General features: G+C 73.8%; 18 protein-coding genes. 10 read left to right on the top strand and 8 right to left on the bottom strand.

The features are described 5' to 3' along the window. Positions 1-65 precede the first annotated feature (65 nt). From IG69_RS0113720 to IG69_RS0113710, 3 genes are read left to right on the top strand one after another with little or no spacing between them, the layout of a single operon-like run. Complete coding sequence (locus IG69_RS0113720) at positions 66-875, top strand: oxamate carbamoyltransferase subunit AllH family protein (RefSeq protein WP_051750573.1); 810 nt, start codon at positions 66-68, stop codon at positions 873-875. Beyond that, positions 872-2,362, top strand: coding sequence for an AllF/FdrA family protein (locus IG69_RS0113715; RefSeq protein ID WP_030528737.1), 1,491 nt, complete (start codon positions 872-874; stop codon positions 2,360-2,362). The genes IG69_RS0113720 and IG69_RS0113715 overlap by 4 nt, the downstream gene beginning before the upstream one ends. Continuing rightward, positions 2,359-3,765, top strand: a complete 1,407-nt coding sequence (locus tag IG69_RS0113710; RefSeq protein ID WP_030528736.1) for a YlbE family protein — start codon at positions 2,359-2,361, stop codon at positions 3,763-3,765. Before IG69_RS0113715 ends, IG69_RS0113710 begins: the two co-directional genes overlap by 4 nt. A gap of 22 nt (positions 3,766-3,787) precedes the next feature. Here the strand turns inward: IG69_RS0113710 and IG69_RS0113705 are convergent, their stop codons facing one another. Then, positions 3,788-4,138 carry a hypothetical protein gene (locus tag IG69_RS0113705; RefSeq protein WP_030528735.1) on the bottom strand — a complete coding sequence of 117 codons (351 nt, stop codon included), beginning with the start codon at positions 4,136-4,138 and terminating at the stop codon, positions 3,788-3,790. 248 nt (positions 4,139-4,386) lie between these two features. On the opposite strand from IG69_RS0113705, the gene IG69_RS0113700 reads away from it, so the two are divergent. Both IG69_RS0113700 and IG69_RS0113695 read left to right on the top strand, forming a co-directional pair. Next, entirely contained in the window at positions 4,387-5,268 is an 882-nt protein-coding gene (locus tag IG69_RS0113700) for a bifunctional methylenetetrahydrofolate dehydrogenase/methenyltetrahydrofolate cyclohydrolase (protein ID WP_030528734.1), read from the top strand. 25 nt (positions 5,269-5,293) lie between these two features. After that, positions 5,294-6,382, top strand: coding sequence for a calcium:cation antiporter (locus IG69_RS0113695; protein ID WP_030528733.1), 1,089 nt, complete (start codon positions 5,294-5,296; stop codon positions 6,380-6,382). 92 nt (positions 6,383-6,474) lie between these two features. On the opposite strand, the gene IG69_RS0113690 is transcribed toward IG69_RS0113695, so the two are convergent. From IG69_RS0113690 to IG69_RS0113680, 3 genes are all read right to left on the bottom strand, one after another. Then, positions 6,475-7,464 carry a malate dehydrogenase gene (locus tag IG69_RS0113690; RefSeq protein WP_030528732.1) on the bottom strand — a complete coding sequence of 330 codons (990 nt, stop codon included), beginning with the start codon at positions 7,462-7,464 and terminating at the stop codon, positions 6,475-6,477. A 144-nt stretch (positions 7,465-7,608) separates the two neighbouring features. Beyond that, positions 7,609-8,424: an aquaporin Z gene (gene aqpZ / locus IG69_RS0113685; protein WP_030528731.1), complete on the bottom strand. Its 816-nt coding sequence runs from the start codon at positions 8,422-8,424 to the stop codon at positions 7,609-7,611. A gap of 155 nt (positions 8,425-8,579) precedes the next feature. Then, positions 8,580-10,796: an NADP-dependent isocitrate dehydrogenase gene (locus tag IG69_RS0113680; protein WP_030528730.1), complete on the bottom strand. Its 2,217-nt coding sequence runs from the start codon at positions 10,794-10,796 to the stop codon at positions 8,580-8,582. Between the two features lie 137 nt (positions 10,797-10,933). On the opposite strand from IG69_RS0113680, the gene IG69_RS0113675 reads away from it, so the two are divergent. After that, entirely contained in the window at positions 10,934-11,731 is a 798-nt protein-coding gene (locus tag IG69_RS0113675; RefSeq protein ID WP_030528729.1) for an exodeoxyribonuclease III, read from the top strand. Between the two features lie 30 nt (positions 11,732-11,761). Here the strand turns inward: IG69_RS0113675 and IG69_RS0113670 are convergent, their stop codons facing one another. The 3 genes from IG69_RS0113670 to cysC are packed head-to-tail and all read right to left on the bottom strand — an operon-like array spanning position 11,762 to position 14,590. Beyond that, positions 11,762-12,517 carry a 3'(2'),5'-bisphosphate nucleotidase CysQ gene (locus IG69_RS0113670; RefSeq protein WP_036830162.1) on the bottom strand — a complete coding sequence of 252 codons (756 nt, stop codon included), beginning with the start codon at positions 12,515-12,517 and terminating at the stop codon, positions 11,762-11,764. A 32-nt stretch (positions 12,518-12,549) separates the two neighbouring features. Continuing rightward, on the bottom strand, positions 12,550-13,464 hold the full coding sequence (locus tag IG69_RS0113665; protein WP_030528727.1) for a sulfite exporter TauE/SafE family protein: 915 nt from the start codon (positions 13,462-13,464) through the stop codon (positions 12,550-12,552). Continuing rightward, positions 13,457-14,590: an adenylyl-sulfate kinase gene (gene cysC / locus IG69_RS22780; RefSeq protein ID WP_051750572.1), complete on the bottom strand. Its 1,134-nt coding sequence runs from the start codon at positions 14,588-14,590 to the stop codon at positions 13,457-13,459. The genes IG69_RS0113665 and cysC overlap by 8 nt, the downstream gene beginning before the upstream one ends. A gap of 107 nt (positions 14,591-14,697) precedes the next feature. Here cysC and cysD point away from each other — a divergent pair, with 107 nt between their 5' ends. After that, positions 14,698-15,609 carry a sulfate adenylyltransferase subunit CysD gene (cysD, locus tag IG69_RS0113655; protein WP_030528725.1) on the top strand — a complete coding sequence of 304 codons (912 nt, stop codon included), beginning with the start codon at positions 14,698-14,700 and terminating at the stop codon, positions 15,607-15,609. Continuing rightward, positions 15,609-16,850: a sulfate adenylyltransferase subunit 1 gene (locus tag IG69_RS0113650; RefSeq protein WP_030528724.1), complete on the top strand. Its 1,242-nt coding sequence runs from the start codon at positions 15,609-15,611 to the stop codon at positions 16,848-16,850. Before cysD ends, IG69_RS0113650 begins: the two co-directional genes overlap by 1 nt. 76 nt (positions 16,851-16,926) lie before the next feature. Here IG69_RS0113650 and galK read toward each other — a convergent pair whose 3' ends face one another. After that, positions 16,927-18,084: a galactokinase gene (galK, locus tag IG69_RS0113645; RefSeq protein WP_030528723.1), complete on the bottom strand. Its 1,158-nt coding sequence runs from the start codon at positions 18,082-18,084 to the stop codon at positions 16,927-16,929. Between the two features lie 33 nt (positions 18,085-18,117). Here galK and trpS point away from each other — a divergent pair, with 33 nt between their 5' ends. Together trpS and IG69_RS0113635 are read left to right on the top strand one after the other, a co-directional pair. Beyond that, positions 18,118-19,152, top strand: a complete 1,035-nt coding sequence (gene trpS, locus IG69_RS0113640; RefSeq protein ID WP_051750571.1) for a tryptophan--tRNA ligase — start codon at positions 18,118-18,120, stop codon at positions 19,150-19,152. An 11-nt stretch (positions 19,153-19,163) separates the two neighbouring features. Next, positions 19,164-19,676: a 2'-5' RNA ligase family protein gene (locus IG69_RS0113635; RefSeq protein ID WP_030528721.1), complete on the top strand. Its 513-nt coding sequence runs from the start codon at positions 19,164-19,166 to the stop codon at positions 19,674-19,676. The last annotated feature ends 11 nt before the right edge of the window (positions 19,677-19,687 follow it).

Here is a 19,687-nt window from a genome sequence, read left to right as displayed (position 1 = left end):
GATCGGGCCCATCGTTGGCAACTCTGACCATCCGGGCACTCTAGCGGCGTCACTAGCGTCTCGGTATGCCCATCCCGGACCCCACCGCCGAGCCCCGCGTGCTGGCCGGTGCGGTCTCGCCGCTGACCGCCGACCTCGTCCACGGTCCGCCCCGACGCGCCGAGGTGCTCGCTGCCGGCCGCGTCGGCGTCTACCTGCGGCTGGACGGGCGCGTCCTCCCGGTGCTCGGCCCGGACGCCGTCGCCCTCCCGTCGGCCCTGCGGGTCGCCGAGCCCGTGCACGTCGCCGCCCTCGCCCCGGGGGACGCGGTCGTCGTCGGCGAGGGGAGGGTGCGCCTGCCCGCGGCCACGGTCGTCGCGCGGCGCACCTGGCGTCCGGCGCGCGTGCCGACGGGGCACCTCGGCCTCGACGACGGCCGCGTGGCCGCGCTGCTGGCCGCCGCCACCGTGGAGGCTCCGGGATGGCTCGTCGCCGGCACCGCGGGCGCCGTCTCCGATGCCGAGCCGGAGGTCGCCGTCCGCGCCCTCGTCGGCCGTGGGCCGGGGCTCACCCCGAGCGGGGACGACGCCCTCGCCGGCGCACTGCTCCTGCACCGGGCCGCGGGCGTCCCCTCCGACGCGCTCGCCGCCGCCGTCCGTGGGCGGCTCACCGCGACCACGGCGGTCTCGGCGGCCCTCCTCGAGGGCGCCGTCGACGGCTGGGCCACGCCGGACGTCGTCGCGCTCGTCTGCGCCGTCGCCCGCGCCGACGCCGCCGGCGTCACCACCCATCTGCCCGCCGTCCTCGCGGTGGGGCACACCTCCGGCCGCGACGTCGTCACCGGGCTCGCCGCCACCCTCGCCGTCCTGGCACCCACCGGAAGGATCGCCGCATGACCGTCCACGTCGAGCTCCGTCGAGGGGCCTACCACGACTCGGTGAGCCTCATGCAGGTCTCCCGCAGCGTCGCCGGCGCCCCGGGGGTGCAGGCGGCCCAGGTCGCGATGGCCACCGAGCTCAACGTCGACGTCCTGCGCCAGATGGGCTTCGAGGTGCCGACCGACGCCGGGCCCAACGACATGGTCGTCGCCGTCCGCGCGGACGACGAGGCCGGCGTCGAGAGCGGCCTCGCCGCCGTCGAGGACGCCCTGCGCGCCCTCTCCGCCACCTCGTCCGACACCGGCGCGGCCGACGAGGTCCCGCCGGCCACGCTCGGCTCGGCCATCCGTCGGGCCGGCGCCGGCCTCGCCGTGGTCTCGGTCCCCGGCGCGCACGCCGTCACCGAGACCTACGACGCCATCGCCGCCGGGGCCTCGGTGATGCTGTTCTCCGACAACGTGTCCGTCGAGGACGAGGTCGCCCTCAAGGACGCCGCGGCCGCCGCCGACGTCCTCGTCATGGGGCCGGACTGCGGCACCGCGCTCGTCGGCGGGGTCGCGCTGGGGTTCGCCAACGTCGTGCGCCAGGGCCCGGTCGGCATCGTCGCCGCGTCGGGCACCGGTGCGCAGCAGGCGATGTGCCTCCTGGAGGCCGCGGAGGTGGGCGTCAGCCACTGCCTCGGCGTCGGCGGTCGCGACCTCAAGGCCGCCGTCGGCGGTCGCTCCACGCGGCAGGCGCTGCGGGCGCTCGCCGACGACGCGTCGACCGAGTGGGTCCTCGTCGTCTCCAAGCCCCCGGACGACGCCGTGCTCGAGACCGTCCGGGCGGAGGCGGCCGACCTCGGCCTGCGCGTGCACTGGGCGACCCTCGGCGCCGGCCGCCCCGACCTCACCGCCGCCGTCGAGCAGGCGCTCGCCGCGGAGGGCGTCACCGTGCCGACCTGGCCCGCGACGACCGCCACCCCCGAGGACGCCGGCCTCACCGTCGGTGCGGCCCTGCGCGGCCTCTTCTGCGGCGGGACCCTGGCCGAGGAGTCGCTGCTGGTCGCCACCGAGACCCTCGGCCCGATCACGTCCAACCTCGGCCACGAGCCGGCGCTGGGCGCCGACCTCACGGGCACCGGGCACGTCGTCGTCGACTTCGGCGCCGACGAGCTGACCCGCGGCCGCGCCCACCCGATGATCGACCCGACCCTGCGGATGGAGCGGATCGCCGCCGAGGCCGCCGACCCGACCTGCGGCGTCCTCCTGCTCGACCTCGTCCTCGGGCACGGCGCCCATCCCGACCCCGCCGGCGAGCTCGCCGACGCCGTCCGCGCCGCCCGCGACACCGCGCACGCCGACGGCCGAGCGCTGCCGGTCGTCCTCTCCCTCAACGGGACCGACGCCGACCCCCAGGGTCGCAGCCGCTGCGCCGAGGCGCTCGCCGCGGCCGGCGCGTCCGTCTTCCTGTCCAACGCGGCGGCCACCCGGCACGCCGTCTCCCTGCTCGGAGGTGCCCGATGACCGCCCCGCTCCGCGGCCTGCTCGCTGCCGACCCCGTCGTCGCGACCTCCGGCGTCGCCCTCTTCGCCGACGCGCTGCGCGACCAGGCCGTCCCGGTCACCGACGCCGGCTGGCACCCGCCGATGCCCGGCACCGAGGACGCCCTCGCCCGGGTCATGGCCGACCCGCGCCGCGAGGAGGCGAACGCCACCGCCCTGGCCCGGATGACCGCGGCCGAGGCCACCCTCGTCGACGTCGCCCCCGCCTCGGAGGCCCTCGGCCTCGAGCGCGGTACCTTCCTCCACGCCGGCCCGCCCATCACGTGGGAGCGCGCGTCCGGGCCGCTGCGCGGCGCCCTCATCGGCGCGGTGCTCCTCGAGGGTCTCGCCGAGACCGCCGAGGACGCCGAGCAGCGCCTCGCGGCAGGCGAGTTCGAGCTCGAGCCCTGCCACCACCGCGGCGCGGTCGGGCCGATGGCCGGCGTCGTCAGCCCGTCGATGTGGACCTACGTCCTGCGCGACGAGGTGCACGACAACACCTCGTGGTGCTCGCTCAACGAGGGCCTGGGCAAGGTGCTGCGCTACGGCGCGTACGGCGCCGAGGTCGTCGAGCGCCTGCGCTGGATGGGCGACGTCCTCGGCCCGATCCTGCGCCAGGCCGTCCGCAGCACCGGCCCCATCGACATCCGGGCCATCGTCGCGCAGATGCTTCAGATGGGCGACGAGGGCCACAACCGCAACCGCGCCGGCTCGCTCATGCTCCTGCGCGAGCTGCTGCCCGGGATGATCACCGCCGACGCGTCGTCGGCCGACGTCGCCGAGGCCGTGCGCTTCTCGGGGGCGAACGAGCACTTCTTCCTCAACCTCGGGATGCCCGCCTGCAAGCTGGCGACCCTCGCCGCCGAGGGCATCCCCGGGTCGAGCGTCGTCACGACGATGGCGCGCAACGGCACCGACTTCGGCATCCGCGTCTCGGGCACCGGCGACCGCTGGTTCACCGGCCCGGCGAACACGCCGCAGGGGCTCTTCCTCGGCGACTACGGACCCGAGGACGCCAACCCCGACATCGGCGACTCGGCGATCACCGAGACCGGCGGCATCGGCGGCTTCGCGATGGCCGCGGCGCCGGCCATCGTCCGGTTCGTCGGCGGCGACGTGCCGTTCGCTCTCGCCGCGACCCGCCGGATGTACGAGGTGACCGTCGGCGAGCACCCGGTCTACCAGGTGCCGGTGCTCGGCTTCCGCGGGACGCCGGTCGGCATCGACGTCACCAAGGTCGTCCGCACCGGCGAGCTGCCCCAGATCAACACGGGGATGGCCGGCCGCGTCGCGGGCACCGGACAGGTCGGCGCCGGTCTCGTCACCCCGCCCGAGCAGTGCTTCACGCAGGCCGTCGAGGCGCTCGCGGAGGCCGTCCCCCGCTGACCGGCCGCCGTGCCGGCCTCAGTCAGCCGCTCGTCGAGTCGAGGAGCTGGAGCAGGTCGTGCGCGGCCAGCTCCACCTCCTTGTGGCGCCACTCCGAGGCCCGGTACACGCAGGCGATGAGGGCGCTGCGGTGCACGCGGCGGAAGTCCCCGGCGACGAAGGCGTAGCGCGCCTTCGTGCCGTCGGTGGCGCCCTCGGTCAGCCCGAGGTGCCACGCGGCGTACTCCGGCCAGGAGTGGCGCTCGAGGAAGGCGTTCTGCGCGGCGGCGTCCGGCTGGACCGCACCCCAGTCGCTGTCGAGCACATACTGGTGGGCCGCGATGCGCGCCCGCACGTGCTCCACCGCCTCGTCGTTGACCCGGTAGACCGCCACCCCGACCACGCTAGCCGCACGGCCGGACGAGTGGCGTGCGGTCGCCGACGGAGGTCGTGCGCGACCGGACCCATCCGGACCCCCGGACCGTTCCGAACAGCTCGTCGTGACCGGCTCCTGGCAGAGAAGGACCGGCCACGGGTGCCGGTGGGGCGGCGTAGCAGAGGGGCCGCCCCACCGGTGCTCCCGTTCCCGGCGTGGACCGGACGGCGTCCCCACCCCCGTCGCGTCGATGGGAGGATGGGCGGGTGAGCGCCACGACACTCGACGGCAAGGCCATCCTCGCGACGATCAAGGACGAGCTGCGCGCCCGCGTGGCCGCGCTCGCGGAACGCGGGGTCGTGCCCGGGCTGGGCACCGTCCTCGTCGGGGAGGACCCCGGCAGCCAGTGGTACGTCGGCGCCAAGCACCGGGACTGCGCCGAGATCGGGATCCACTCGATCCGCCGCGACCTGCCGGCGACCTCCTCACTCGACGACGTGCTCGCGGTCGTCCGCGAGCTCAACGCCGACCCGGCGTGCACCGGCTTCATCGTCCAGCAGCCGACCGGCCTGGACGAGAACGCGATCCTGTCGGCGGTCGACCCGGCCAAGGACGTCGACGGGCTGCACCCGACGAACCTCGGGTGGCTCGTGCTCGGCGAGCCGGCGCCGCTGCCCTGCACGCCGGTCGGCTGCATCGAGCTCCTCCGCCGCTACGACGTGCCCATCGCCGGCGCGAAGGTCGTCGTCGTGGGCCGCGGCCTGACCGTCGGCCGACCGCTCGGGCTCATCCTCACGCGGCGTTCCGAGAACGCCACCGTCACCCTGTGCCACACCGGCACCCGCGACCTCGCGGCCGAGGTGCGCCAGGCCGACATCGTCATCGCCGCGGCCGGCGTGCCCGGCATCGTCACGGCCGAGATGGTCAAGCCCGGTGCGGCCGTGCTCGACGTCGGCGTCTCGCGGATCGTCGACGAGGAGACCGGCAAGGGCCGGGTCGCCGGCGACGTCGCCGACGACGTGTGGGACGTCGCGGGCTTCGTCAGCCCGAACCCCGGCGGGGTCGGGCCGATGACCCGCGCGATGCTCCTCTCCAACGTCGTCGAGGCCGCCGAGCGTGCCGCCGGACTGCACCCCGGGGGTGGCTGAGGTGGCCGTCGCCGGAACGCACCCGATGGCCGCGAGGACGTGGACGGCCGCCCCCGTCGTCGCGCTCGTCGCCCTGGCCCTGACCTGGGGCCGCGACATCGGCACGCTCGTCGTCGTCCTCGTCGCGATCCTCCTCGCCCTCGCCGTGCTCGCCGCCGTCCACCACGCGGAGGTGGTCGCGCACCGGGTCGGGGAGCCGTTCGGCTCGCTCGTCCTCGCGGTCGCGGTGACCGTCATCGAGGTTTCGCTCATCGTCACGCTCATGCTCAGCGGCGGCGACGAGGCCGCGACGCTCGCGCGCGACACGGTCTTCGCGGCGGTGATGATCACCGTCAACGGCATCATGGGCCTCTCGCTGCTGCTGGGGGCGCGCCGCTTCGGCTTCGCGCGCTTCAACGCCGAGGGGACCGGCGGGGCGCTGGCGACGGTCGCGGCCCTCGCGGCCACCTGCCTCGTGCTGCCGACCTTCACGACCGGCCAGCCCGGCCCGGAGTTCACCGGCCCGCAGCTGGTCTTCGCCGCCGTCGCCTCGCTCAGCCTCTACGCGGCGTTCGTCGTCACCCAGACCGTCCGCCACCGCGACTTCTTCCTTCCCGTCACCAAGCAGGGCAAGCCGGTGACGGAGGAGGACTCGGAGGACCACGCCGACCCGCCGACGAACCGCGAGGCGAGCGTCTCGCTGGTCCTCCTGCTGCTCTCGCTCGTCGGGGTCGTCGGCCTCGCGAAGATCGAGTCGCCGGCCATCGAGTCGGCGGTCCTCGCCGCCGGGCTGCCGGTGTCGTTCGTCGGTGTCGTCATCGCGCTGCTCGTGCTCCTGCCGGAGACGATCGCGGCGGCCAACGCGGCGCGGCGCGAGCGCATCCAGGTCTCGCTCAACCTCGCGATGGGGTCGGCGATGGCGTCCATCGGCCTGACCATCCCGACCCTCGCGGTGGCGTCCATCTGGGTGCCGACGCCCCTGCACCTCGGGCTCGGGCCGACGCAGATCGTCCTGCTCTCGATCACGATGATCGCGGCGGTGCTGACCGTCGTGCCGGGTCGCGCGACGCGGCTGCAGGGCACGGTGCACCTGACGCTGCTCGCGGCCTTCTTGTTCTTGTCGATGTCCCCGTGACACCCGTCGAGCGAACAGAACACGCCGTGCAGCCCGAGGGCCGCACGGCGTGTTCTGTTCACTCGACGGGGTGAGCCGCCGGGGAGGCCGGGTCAGATGAGGCCGAGCTCCTTGACGGCGTCGCGCTCACCGACGAGCTCGGCGACCGAGGCGTCGATGCGCCCGCGCGAGAACTCGTCGATCTCGAGGCCCTGGACGATCTCCCAGCGACCGCCGGAGACGGTGACGGGGAAGGAGGAGATGATGCCCTCCTGCACGCCGTAGGATCCGTCGGAGCGGACGGCCATCGACACCCAGTCACCGTCGGGCGTGCCCTCGACCCAGGTGCGGGCGTGGTCGATGGTCGCCGACGCGGCGGAGGCCGCCGAGGAGGCGCCGCGGGCGTCGATGATGGCGGCGCCGCGCTTGGCGACCGTCGGGATGAAGGTGTTCTCGAGCCAGTCCTGGTCGCCCACGGCCTCGGCGGCGTTGCGGCCGCCGACCTCGGCGTGGAAGAGGTCGGGGTACTGGGTCGCCGAGTGGTTGCCCCAGATCGTCATCTTCCTGATCTCGGTGACCGGCACGCCGAGCTTCGCGGACAGCTGCGAGATGGCGCGGTTGTGGTCGAGGCGGGTCAGCGCCGAGAAGCGCTCGGTGGGGATGTCGGGGGCGTTGCTCATCGCGATGAGGGCGTTGGTGTTGGCCGGGTTGCCGGTCACGGTGATGCGGATGTCGTCGGCCGCGACCTCGTTGAGGGCCTTGCCCTGCGGGGCGAAGATGCCGCCGTTGGCCTCCAGCAGGTCGCCGCGCTCCATGCCCGGGCCGCGCGGGCGGGCACCGACGAGGAGGGCGTGGTTGACGCCGTCGAAGACCTTCGTCGCGTCGTCGCCGATCTCGACCTTCGCGAGGGTCGGGAAGGCGCAGTCATCGAGCTCCATGACGACGCCCTCGAGCGCCTTGAGGGCCGGGGTGATCTCGAGCAGGCGCAGCTCGACGGGCGTGTCCGGCCCGAGCAGCGCACCGCTCGCGATGCGGAACAGGAGGCTGTAGCCGATCTGGCCGGCGGCGCCGGTGACGGCCACCTTGACGGGCGTGGTGCTCACGGATGTAACCCCTTCGGACGAGCGAGTCTGGATGTCGGTTCGACGCTATCAGCGCGGCGCCCGACGCCCACAGGCACGGCCGGGTGGGGTTGGCCACTCCCACCCGCCCGGGGAGGGGGTGCGGGTGAAAGGTGGCCGGCTCGGTCAGCGGGGTGCGTCGGGGTCGACGCCGTCGGCGACGCGGACGTCCTCGGCCTCGATCTCGCCGGAGATGTCGCGGTCGCGGCGGTCGACACCGGTGATGAGGTGGAAGGTCGCGCCGGCGATGGCCGCCCCGAAGATCGGCGCCAGCCAGAAGACCCACAGCTGGCCGGGCGCACCCGCACCGTTGAAGAACGCGACGCCGGTGGAGCGGGCCGGGTTGACCGAGGTGTTGGAGATCGGGATCGAGACCAGGTGGATCAGGGTGAGCGCCAAGCCGATCGCAATGGGCGCGAAGCCCTCGGGGGCGCGCGAGTCCGTCGCGCCGAGGATGACGTAGACGAAGACGGCGGTGAGCAGCGCCTCGGCGACGAACACCGCGACGAGCGAGTAGCCGCCGGGGGAGTGCTCACCGAAGCCGTTGGCGGCGAGGTTCCCCTCGGCGCCGAAGCCGTCCTTGCCCCGGGCGATGCCCCAGACGGCGAGGCCGCCGAGCAGGCCGCCGACGACCTGGGTGACGACGTAGGCCGGCACGTCGCGCCACTCGAAGCGCCGGGCGACGGCGACGCCGATGGTGACGGCCGGGTTGAAGTGCGCCCCCGAGACGTGGCCGACGGCGTAGGCCATCGTCATGACGGTGAGGCCGAACGCGAGCGCGACGCCGACGAAGCCGATGCCGAGCTGCACGCTCTGGCCGGCGACGACGTTGGGCGCGAGGTAGGCCGCGGCGAAGACGGCCGACCCGCAGCCGCCGAACACGAGCCAGAACGTGCCGAGCAGCTCCGCACCGAGCCGCTGCACCATCGTGGGTGTGGTCATGGCGCTCAGTGTGGCGCGTCGGCGGCGCGGACGCACGGGTCCGTCGAGGGGTCCGTCCGGACGTGTCGCGTCCGGCCGACGACGGGACCGGACACGCCGGAGGCCGGGTCCCACCGTCGTGGTGGGCCCGGCCTCCGGCGCGGTGGCGCCTGCGGTCAGCGCTTGAGGGCGTCGAGGATGCCGTTGAGCGTGCGGCTCGGGCGCATGACGGATGCGGCCTTGGCGGGGTCGGGACGGTAGTAGCCGCCGATGTCGGCCGGCTTGCCCTGCACCGCGAGGAGCTCGGCCTCGATGGCGTCGGTCTGCGCGACGAGCTGCTCGGCGACGGGCGCGAACACCTGCGCGAGCTCGGCGTCCTCGGTCTGCGCAGCGAGCTCCTGGGCCCAGTAGCGGGCGAGCCAGAAGTGGCTGCCGCGGTTGTCGATCGAGCCGACCCGGCGGGCCGGGGACTTGTTCTCGTCGAGCAGCGTGCCGGTGGCGCGGTCGAGGGCGTCGCCGAGCACGCCGGCGCGGGCGTTGCCGCGGTCGGCCTCGTGGCGGAAGGACTCGGCCAGCGCGAGGAACTCGCCGAGGCTGTCCCAGCGCAGGTAGTCCTCGGCGACGAGCTGCTGGACGTGCTTCGGGGCCGAGCCGCCGGCGCCGGTCTCGAAGAGGCCGCCACCGTTCATCAGCGGGACGACGGACAGCATCTTCGCGGAGGTGCCGAGCTCGAGGATCGGGAAGAGGTCGGTGTTGTAGTCGCGCAGGACGTTGCCGGTGACCGAGATCGTGTCCTCGCCGCGGCGGATGCGCTCGACCGAGAGCTTGGCGGCCTCGACGGGCGAGAGGACGCGGAGGTCCAGGCCGTCCGTGTCGTGCTCCGGCAGGTAGGCCTCGACCTTGGCGATGAGGTTGCGGTCGTGGGCGCGGGTCTCGTCGAGCCAGAAGACGGCCGGGGTCTGCGAGGCCCGGGCGCGGGTGACGGCGAGCTTGACCCAGTCGCGGATCGGGGCGTCCTTGGTCTGGCAGGCGCGCCAGATGTCGCCCGCCTCGACGTCGTGGCTCATGAGGACGGCGCCGGAGCCGTCGACGACCTCGACGCGGCCGGCGGCCTCGATCTCGAAGGTCTTGTCGTGGCTGCCGTACTCCTCGGCCTTCTGCGCCATGAGGCCGACGTTGGGGACCGAGCCCATCGTCGTCGGGTCGTAGGCGCCGTGGGCCTGGCAGTCCTCGATGACGGCCTGGTAGACGCCGGCGTACGAGGAGTCGGGGATGACCGCGAGGGTGTCGGCCTCCTCGCCGTCCGGGCCCCACATGTGGCCCGCCGTGCGGATCATCGCGGGCATCGAGGCGTCGACGATGACGTCGCTCGGGACGTGGAGGTTGGTGATGCCCTTGTCGGAGTTCACCATCGCCAGGCGGGGGCCGTCGGCGAGGCCCTGCTCGAAGGCGGCGCGGATCTCGGCGCCGTTGGGGAGCGCGTCGAGGCCGTCGAGGATGCCACCGAGGCCGTTGTTCGGCGAGAGGCCGGCGGCCGCGAGGTCGTCGCCGTACGTCGCGAAGACCTCGGGAAAGAACGCGGTGACGACGTGGCCGAAGACGATGGGGTCGCTGACCTTCATCATCGTCGCCTTGAGGTGCACCGAGAAGAGGACGCCGTCGGCCTTGGCCTGCGCGACCTGCTCGCGCAGGAACGCGTCGAGGGCGGCGGCGCGCATGACGGTGGCGTCGACGATCTCGCCCTCGAGGACCTTGAGGCCGTCCTTGAGGACGGTCTCGGTGCCGTCGGCGGCCACGTGGCGGATGGTCAGGGTGTCGTCGGCCGGGAGGACGACCGACTGCTCGTTGCTGCGGAAGTCGTCGGCGCCCATCGTCGCGACGCGCGTGCGGCTGTCGGCCGACCAGGCGCCCATCGAGTGGGGGTGCTTGCGGGCGTAGCCCTTGACGGCAGCGGGCGCGCGGCGGTCGGAGTTGCCCTCGCGCAGGACCGGGTTGACCGCGCTGCCCTTGACCTTGTCGTAGCGGGCGCGGACGTCGCGCTCCTCGTCGGTCTGCGGGCTGTCCGGGTAGTCGGGGAGGGCGTAGCCCTGCGACTGCAGCTCCTTGACGGCCGCCTTGAGCTGCGGCATCGACGCCGAGATGTTCGGCAGCTTGATGATGTTCGCCTCGGGCGTCGTCGCGAGCTCGCCGAGCTCGGTGAGGGCGTCGCCGATGCGCTGCTCCTCCGTGAGGTACTCCGGGAAGAGGGCGAGGATGCGGCCGGCCAGCGAGATGTCGCGGGTCTCGACGTCGACGCCGGCGGAGGAGGCGAAGGCCTCGATGACCGGGAGGAACGAGTACGTGGCCAGCATCGGGGCCTCGTCGGTCAGGGTGTAGATGATCTTCGTGGCCATGGTCGTCGTCGACGCTCCTCGGTGGTGGCGGTTATCTTGACGTCAAGACAAACCCTAGCGGAGTCGCCCCGGGGTGACCAGACGGTGCGGCGCCCCCGACGCGGGCCGCGGTGGCCGCGGATGGTGGACTGGTCCGCATGATCGTCGCCTCCGCCAACGTCAACGGCATCCGGGCCGCGCAGCGCCGCGGCGGCGTCGAGTGGCTGGCCGCCAGCGGCGCCGAGGTGGTCACGCTGCAGGAGGTGCGGGCCGACGACGCCCAGCTGCGCGCCGCCCTCGACGGCTCGCCGCTCGCGTCCTGGGAGCTCGCCCACGGCCCCTCCGTCGCGAAGGGCCGCGCCGGCGTGGCCGTCCTCTCCCGTCACCCGGTCAAGGACGTGCGGACCGACGTCGGCGAGGAGTTCGACGGAGCCGGTCGCTGGGTCGAGGCGGACGTCGTCGTCGCCGGCCGGGTCGTCACGGTGGCCTCGGCCTACGTCCACACCGGCGAGGCCGGCACGCCCCGCCAGGACGAGAAGTACCGCTTCCTCGACGCGGTCGGCGCGCGCGTCGAGGCGTGGGCCGCCGACGGGCGCCTCGCCGTCCTCACCGGCGACCTCAACATCGCGCACACCCAGGACGACCTCAAGAACTGGAAGGGCAACCGCGGCAAGGCCGGCTTCCTGCCCGAGGAGCAGGCCCACCTCACCCGCTGGGCTGACGCGCACGGGCTCGTCGACGTGACCCGTCGCCTCCACGGCCCCGGCCCCGGGCCCTACACGTGGTGGTCCTGGCGCGGGCAGGCGTTCGACAACGACGCGGGCTGGCGGATCGACTACCAGCTGGCCACCCCGTCGCTCGCCGAGCTCGCCGTCGCCGCCTCCGTCGGGCGGGCGGCGAGCTACGCGGAGCGCTGGAGCGACCACGCGCCCGTGCTCGTCGAGTACGCCCTCTGAGCCGCCCCGCCCGACCCGCGTCCGCCCGGCTCAGGCGAGCCGGTCGAGCGCCTCGCGCACCTCGGCGAGCACCTCCGGCCGCGCGACGACGAGGTCGGGCAGCCACGGGTTCTCACGGTTGTACTCCAGCGGCGATCCGTCGAGCCGCGTCGGCGCCAGGTCGTGCCCGAGCGCGACGGCGACCGGCGCCGCCGAGTCCCACTCGTACTGGCCGCCGGCGTGCACGTAGGCGTCGACCGTGCCGTCGACGACGGCCATGGCCTTCACCCCGGCCGAGCCCATGGCGACGAGCTCGGCGCCGAGGGACTCGGCGAGCGAGACGACGAAGGCCGGCGGACGGCTGCGGCTCACCGCGAGCCGCACCGGGCCGTCCGGGCGCGCGGGGAGCGGGGACGGGCGGTCCATCCGGTGCACGACGCCGCGCGCGGGGATGCCGACGGCGCCCGCGACGAGGTCACCGTCCTGCCAGAGGGCGACGTGCACGGCCCAGTCGTCGCGCGGCCGCTCGGAGAACTCGCGGGTGCCGTCGAGGGGGTCGACGATCCAGACGCGGGAGGCGGACAGGCGGACGGGGTCGTCCGCGCCCTCCTCGCTGAGGACCGCGTCGTCGGGGCGCAGCTCGCCGAGCAGGCGCATCATCAGCTCGTGGGAACGGCGGTCGCCGAGGTCCTTGAGCTCCTGCCCCTCGAGGTCGGCGTGCTCCTCGCGCAGGGCGAGCAGGAGGGCGCCGGCCTGCTCGGCCACCTCCGCGGCGACGGCGTGGTCGTCGGCTGATGGTGTGGTCACGGTGGTCCTTCGTCGAGCGTCGGGGTCGGTGGTCAGAGGTCGGACGTGCGGGAGGTGCGGAACGGGGTCATCCCGTGGCGCACCCGGAGGAGGGCCCACGCGAGCGGGCCGAGGACGAGGAGCGCGGCGCCGGCCGCCCCCACGCCGAGGGGCGGGAGGCGCAGCAGGCTCAGCCCCGTGAGGGTGAGGACGATGACGATGCCCCGCCGGACCGCCTGCGAGGGGATCCACGACGAGAGCCGGGCCCCGAGGAAGGTGCCGGGGGCGCCGCCCACGACGAGGGGGATGAGCACCGCCCAGTCGACGCCGGTGACGACGACGTGGCCGATGGCCGCGGCGATGACGAGCGGCACGGCCTGCACGAGGTCGGTGCCGACGAGGCGCTTGACCGACATCCCGGGGTTGAGCAGCAGGAGCGAGATCATGATGATCGAGCCCGAGCCGACACTCGTCAGGCCGACGAGGAAGCCGCCGACCGCGCCGACGAGGACGGTCGGGAGGGGCTTGACCCGGCGGGTGTCGTCGGAGCGCGCGCCCCAGTCGAGGAACGTCGAGCCGTAGACGCGGGCCGTGTACGTCAGCGCGGTGAGCAGCAGCGTGACGCCGATGGCCAGCCGCAGCGTCTCCTGCGCGGCCTCGCCGGAGCCGAGCTGCCCCACGAGCCACGCCCCGACGAGGGCGCTCGGCACGGAGCCGGCGACGAGCATCCCCGCGAGCCGGAGGTCGGGGGAGCCCTGCCGGGTGTGCACGGCGGCGCCGATCGACTTGTTGACCGCGGCCGCGACGAGGTCGTTGGCGACCGCCGCCGTCGGCGGGATGCCGAGGAACACGAGCGCCGGCGTCATGAGGGCCCCGCCGCCCATCCCGGTGAGGCCGACGACGACGCCGACCCCGAGGGCGACGACGAGGACGGCGAGGGCGTCGGTGGTGAACAGCGCGTCAAGCACGGTGGGTCCCGTCGGTCGGTCGGAGCAGCGCGAGCACCTCGTCGGCGCAGCCGGGGACGTCGCGCCCGGTCGTGTCGAGGCGCAGGTCGGGGTCGGCGGGCACGTCGTACGGCGCCGAGATGCCGGTGAAGTCGGGGATGTCGCCGCGCCGGGCGGCGGCGTACAGGCCCTTGCGGTCGCGGCGCTCGCACTCCTCGAGCGGGGTCGCGACGTGGACGAGGACGAACCGGCCGCCGCGCTCGCGCACGCGCTCGGCCACCTGCCGGCGCACCTCGTCCTCGGGGGCGATCGGGCTGCAGACGGCGATGCCGCCGTGGTGGGCGACCTCCGCCGCGACCCAGCCGATGCGCAGCACGTTGGTCCGACGGTCCGCGGGGCTGAAGCCGAGGCCGGCGGTGAGGTGGCGACGGACGACGTCGCCGTCGAGCAGGGTCAGCGCGCGACCGTCCTCGACGAGCCGGGTCGAGACCGCCCGGGCGACGGTCGACTTGCCCGACCCGGAGAAGCCGGTGAGGAAGAGGACGACACCTCCGAGCCCGTCGGGGCTCCCGTCCGTGGCGGGGGCGGCGGAGGACGCGGCGTGCGCGTCGTCGACGCCCAGGGTCGCGAGGAGCGCCCGGCGGCGCTCGGCGTCACCGGGCGGGAGGGGCAGCACGAGCACCCGGGACGGGCCCCCCGTCGCGGCGAGGGCCGCGCGGACGGTGTCGACGGCCCCCGACGGCCCGTCGAGCGAGGTCGAGACGAGGGCGAGGACCACGGCGCCGGCGGGAACCTCGGCGGGGACCTCGGACGGGTTGTCCACCAGCAGGACCCGGCGGCCGGTGAGGTCGACCGGCTCGGCGGGGTGCAGCTCCTCGAAGGGGCGGCTGGAGGGCCACCCCAGCCACTGCGGGCGTCCCGTGACGGTCGGGCCACCGGCGTCGTCGAGCTCCTCGAGGCGGACGACCGGCACGCCCTCGGGGTCGACGACGACCAGCCCGCCGGCGGCAATCGCGTTCTGGCGGACGTCGTCGGGGAGGGGGAGCGGGCGCATCGACGCGTCCGGTCCGTAGAGCCCGCGACGCAGCAGGACGAGGTCGTCGAGGTCCGCCCTCGGTGGGCAGAACGTCGGCAGCGGGTCGGTCACGCGGCCAGTCTGCCCACAAATCGGTGTCCGAGGTGCAGATTCCCACCACGTGGGGTACACGGTCGCGGGTAGGGTCGGCCGCGACCCGTCACGGAAGGCAACATCCAGTGCAGACCCATGCCGACTACCGGCTCTCGCAGCTCGACGAGCTCGAGTCGGAGTCCATCCACATCTTCCGGGAGGTGGTCGCCGAGCTCGAGCGACCTGTCCTCATGTTCTCCGGGGGCAAGGACTCGATCGTCATGCTCCGGTTGGCCGAGAAGGCCTTCTACCCGGCGCGGCTGCCGTTCCCGCTGCTCCAGGTCGACACCGGGCTCGACTTCCCCGAGGTGCTCGCGACGCGTGACAGCTGGGTCGAGCGCCTCGGCGCGACGCTCGTCGTGGCGTCGGTCGACGAGGCCATCGCCAACGGCGTCGTCGTCGACGACGGCCGCACGAGCCGCAACCGCCTCCAGACGGGCACGCTGCTCGACGCCATCGAGAAGAACGGCTTCACCGCGGCGTTCGGCGGCGGCCGGCGCGACGAGGAGAAGGCCCGCGCCAAGGAGCGCGTCTACTCCCACCGCGACGAGTTCGGCCAGTGGGACCCGAAGAACCAGCGTCCCGAGCTGTGGTCGCTCTACAACGGGCGCCTCCACGCCGGCGAGCACATGCGGATCTTCCCGCTGTCCAACTGGACCGAGCTCGACATCTGGCACTACCTCGAGCGCGAGGAGGTCGAGATCCCCTCGATCTACTTCGCCCACCGCCGCCGCGTCTTCGAGCGCGACGGGATGCTCCTCAGCGAGCACCCCGCCAACCCGTGCCGTGACGGCGAGGTCGTCACCGAGCGCACCGTCCGGTTCCGCACCGTCGGCGACCTCAGCCTCACCGGCTGCGTCGAGAGCGAGGCGAGCACGCTCGCCGAGATCGTCGAGGAGGTGGCGGTCGCGCGGGTCACCGAGCGTGGTGCCACCCGCGGCGACGACCGCTTCTCGGAGGCCGCCATGGAGGACCGCAAGAAGGAAGGCTACTTCTGATGGACCTGCTCAGGTTCGCCACCGCCGGCTCCGTCGACGACGGCAAGTCGACCCTCATCGGTCGTCTGCTGCTCGACTCCAAGGCCATCTTCGAGGACCAGCTCGAGGCCGTCGAGGCCACGTCGAGGACCAAGGGCTTCGACTACACCGACCTCGCGCTGCTCACCGACGGCCTGCGCTCCGAGCGCGAGCAGGGCATCACGATCGACGTCGCCTACCGCTACTTCGCCACTCCCCAGCGGAAGTTCATCATCGCGGACACCCCGGGGCACGTGCAGTACACGCGCAACATGGTGACCGGTGCCTCGACCGCCGACCTCGGCCTCGTGCTCGTCGACGCCCGCCAGGGCCTCACCGAGCAGTCGCGCCGGCACGCGGTCATCCTCTCGCTGCTGCGGGTCCCGCACCTCGTCCTCGCGGTCAACAAGATGGACCTCGTCGACTGGGACGAGGAGACCTTCAACCGCATCCGCCAGGAGTTCGTGCAGTTCGCGCAGCGCCTCAACGTGCCCGACCTCGCGGTCATCCCGATCTCGGCGCTCCAGGGCGACAACGTCGTGACGCGCAGCGAGAACATGCCCTGGTTCGAGGGCTCCTCGCTCATGCACCACCTCGAGAACGTGCACATCGCCTCGGACCGCGACCTGCGCGACGTCCGCTTCCCGGTGCAGTACGTCGTGCGCCCGAAGTCCGACGAGCACCACGACTACCGCGGCTACGCGGGACGCGTGGCGAGCGGTGTCCTCAAGCCGGGTGACGAGGTCCTCGTCCTCCCGAGCGGCCTGACGAGCAAGATCGCCGGGATCGACCTGTACGACGAGGAGGTGGCCGAGGCCTTCCCGCCGATGTCCGTCGTCGTGCGGCTCGAGGACGACCTCGACGTCTCGCGCGGCGACATGATCTGCCGCGTGCGCAACGCGCCGGAGCCGACGCAGGACATCGACGCGATGGTCTGCTGGATGACGCGCGACCCGCTGCGGCCCGGCCGCAAGCTCGCCATCAAGCACACCACCCGCTCGGCGCGCGCGCTCGTCAAGGACGTGCAGTACCGGCTCGACATCAACACCCTCCACCGCGACCTGGAGGCGGGTGAGCTGGGGCTCAACGAGATCGGGCGCATCCGGTTGCGGACGACGCAGCAGCTGTTCGTCGACCCGTACGAGCAGAACCGCACGACCGGCTCGTTCATCCTCATCGACGAGGCCACCGGCACCACGGTCGGCGCCGGGATGACGAACTAGTCCCCGCACGCACGAGAGGGCGCCCCGCGGTCGCGGGGCGCCCTCCGTCGTGCCAGGCGTCGGGTCGGGCGCGGCGTCAGGCGTCGCGCGCGGCCGGGCCGCCGGCGGTGACGGTGAAGCAGGTCGGCTCCTCCCACCCGCGGGCGCCGAAGGCCGCGCGCACCGCGGTGACGGCGTCGTCGGCGGAGTCGCGCGGCACGAGCGCGATGCACGAACCACCGAAGCCGCCGCCGGTCATCCGCGCCCCGAGCGCACCGGCGCCCTCGGCGGCCTCGACCGCGACGTCGAGCTCGTCGCAGCTGACCTCGTAGTCGTCGCGCAGCGAGGCGTGGGATGCGGTGAACAGGCGGCCGACCTCGTCGAGGTCGTCCGCCCGCAGCGCGGCCACGGCCTGCCGCACCCGCTCGATCTCGGTGACGACGTGACGGGTGCGCCGGCGCAGCTCGTCGGTCGAGAGCCGGTCGATGGCGGCGTCGAGCCCCGCCGGGTCGACCTCGCGCAGCGACGCGACCCCGAGCTCGGCGGCCGCCGCCTCGCAGGCCCGCCGGCGCTTCTCGTACTGGCCGTCGTTGAGCGCGTGGGAGGCCCGGGTGTCGGTGACGAGCAGCACCATCCCGGCGGCCTCGAGGTCGAACGGCACGTGCTCGGTGGCGCCGTCGCGGCAGTCGAGCAGGAGGGCCGAGCCGGGCCGGCAGAGCAGGGCGGCCGACTGGTCCATCCCGCCCGTGGCGGCGCCGGCCACCTCGTTCTCGGCCCGCACGCAGGCCGTGGCCAGGCGGGAGCGGGCGTCGTCGTCGCCGAGCAGGTCGAGCCCGAAGAGGCCGCTGGCGGCCGCGCCGACCGCGCACTCGAGCGCCGCCGAGCTCGACAGGCCGGCGCCGAGCGGCACCTCGCTCGTCACCGTCACGTCCATCCCGCGCACCGGGTGACCGTCCTCGCGCAGCGCCCACAGGACCCCGGCGACGTAGGCGGCCCAGCCGGCGGGGGAGCCGGGGCCGACGGTGCCGAGGTCGACCTCGACCGTCTCGCTTGTCTGGACCGAGTGCACGCGCAGGAGGTCGTCGGTGCGGGGCGACGCCGCGGCGGTCGTGCGCTGCGGCAGGGCGATCGGCAGGGCGAGGCCGCCGTTGTAGTCGGTGTGCTCGCCGATGAGGTTGACCCGTCCGGGGGCCGACCAGACGCCCTCGGGCGCCGAGCCGTGGACGTCGCGGTGGGTGGTGGCGGCACTCGTCATGCGGGTGAGTCTAGGGACGCGCGGCAGGGCACAATGGGGACCATGCCCGCCCAGCCCCCGACCGATGCCGCACGCCCCCGGATCCTCTCCGGGATGCAGCCGACGAGCGACTCGCTCCACCTCGGCAACTACCTCGGGGCGCTCGTCAACTGGGTCGGGCTGCAGGAGGACTTCGACGCCTACTACTTCGTCGCCGACCTCCACGCGCTGACCGTCCCGACCGACCCCGAGGTGCTGCGCCGCCGCACCCGCGTCACCGCCGCGCAGTTCATCGCCGGCGGGGTCGACCCCGAGCGCTCGGCCGTCTTCTGCCAGAGCCACGTCACGGCGCACGCCGAGCTCGGCTGGGTCATGAACTGCCTCACCGCCTTCGGCGAGGCCAGCCGGATGACGCAGTTCAAGGACAAGACGGCCAAGGGCCAGAACGCCAACGTCGGGCTGTTCACCTACCCGATGCTCATGGCCGCCGACATCCTCATGTACGACGCCGCGTACGTGCCGGTCGGCGAGGACCAGCGCCAGCACCTGGAGATCACCCGCGACCTCGCCGAGCGCTTCAACACGCGCTTCGGCCCGACGCTGGCCGTGCCCGAGCCGTACATCCTCAAGGAGTCGGCCAAGATCATGGAGCTGACCGACCCCACGTCGAAGATGTCCGGCACGAACTCGCCCGACAAGGGCCTGCTGCTGCTCAGCGACGAGCCGAACCGGCTGCGCAAGAAGATCATGTCCGCGGTCACGGACACCGAGACCGAGATCCGCTACGACCCGGAGACCAAGGCCGGGGTCTCGAACCTGCTCGTCATCCACAGCGTGCTCACCGGGACGCCCGTGACCGACCTCGAGGCGCAGTTCGCGGGGCGCGGCTATGGCGACCTCAAGAAGGCCGTGGCCGAGGTCGTGCTCGAGGCCGTGGGCCCGTTCCGCTCCCGGATGGCCGAGCTGCTCGACGACCCCGCCGAGCTCGACCGCATCCTCGCCCGGGGTGCCGAGCGCGCCGCGGTCGTCGCGGCGGCGACGATGACCCGCGTCCGGGACGCCGTCGGCCTGCTGCCGGCCGCGCGCTGAGGAGCCTGCTCGTGCCCGTCCACGGCGTCGCCGTCACCATCCCCGAACCCTGGGGCGAGCAGCTGCAGTCCGCCCGAGCCGGTTTCGGCGACCCGATGGCCGGCGCCATCCCGCCGCACGTGACGTTGCTGCCGCCCACGGTCGTCCCGCCCGAGCACCACGCGGAGTTCACGGACCACCTCGATGACGTCTGCCGCGCGGTCCGGCCGTTCGAGATGGTGCTGTCCGGCACGGGGACCTTCCGGCCGGTCTCGCCGGTCGTGTTCGTCCAGGTCTCCAAGGGGATCGGGGAGTGCGAGCGGCTCGAGAGCGCCGTGCGCGGCGGGCCCGTGGAGCGCACGCTGGACTTCCCGTACCACCCGCACGTGACGATCGCCCACCACCTCGATGACGACGCGCTCGACCGCGCCTTCGAGGGGCTCGCGGGGTTCCGCTGCGCCTTCACCGTCGCGAGCATCGAGCTCTACCACCACGACCCGGACGGCGTCTGGCGCGTCATCCGGTCGCTCCCGCTCGGCGGCTGACGACCGGTCGC

This window comes from Phycicoccus jejuensis (genome assembly GCF_000720925.1).
In the GTDB taxonomy this organism is placed as follows: Bacteria; Actinomycetota; Actinomycetes; order Actinomycetales; family Dermatophilaceae; genus Phycicoccus; species Phycicoccus jejuensis.
This window is presented reverse-complemented; position numbering and strand designations above follow the sequence as displayed.